We start from the raw sequence: 558 nt of genomic DNA, 5'->3' as shown, positions 1-558 counted from the left end.
CACACTTAATCCAATACTTTTTAGCTCGACAACATCGCCGGGTCGATAGCTCAGAATTAACCAATCCCCCGCCTCGTTTTGGTGATACATATCGATCGCCATCTCCTCGGAACTAGCTAACACATAATCCACCAAATTCGGATTGCGGCGGTACATTTCAAACTTCTTGCCCCGGTCATAAGCCTCAGTGCTGGGGGATAAAACCTCGACAATTAGACAGGGATAGGTAATGTATTGGGCGCTAGAATTGTCTCTCGGATCGCAGGCAACACTCAGATCTCGATAGATATAGTTGTCAGTGTTGAGAACATTTACGCGACAATCAGAATTGTAGGTTTTACAACCACTGCCTCGGAGATGAGGCTTGATAATCGCTAAAAAGTTACCAGCCACATCACTATGATTTCTGGTACCACCCGTCATCGCATACACGCGACCATCGATTAACTGATGCTTTTCGAGTTGTTGCTCCTCCCAAGTAAAATACTCCTCCGGCGTAAAGTAGCGCACTTGTTCTTTGGCTGCGATCATAGCTCTCACTTATCTCCTCACAACAGT

At 46.1% G+C, this 558-nt stretch carries 1 protein-coding gene; it reads right to left on the bottom strand.

What is annotated here, in order from left to right:
• Positions 1-531, bottom strand: a 531-nt coding sequence (locus B9T16_RS29180; protein ID WP_410246447.1) for a Uma2 family endonuclease, incomplete at its 3' end; no start/stop codon positions are given.
• Positions 532-558: the final 27 nt, after the last annotated feature.

The organism is Arthrospira sp. PCC 8006 (assembly GCF_046480465.1).
GTDB classification, from domain to species: Bacteria; Cyanobacteriota; Cyanobacteriia; order Cyanobacteriales; family Microcoleaceae; genus Limnospira; species Limnospira platensis.
This window is presented reverse-complemented; position numbering and strand designations above follow the sequence as displayed.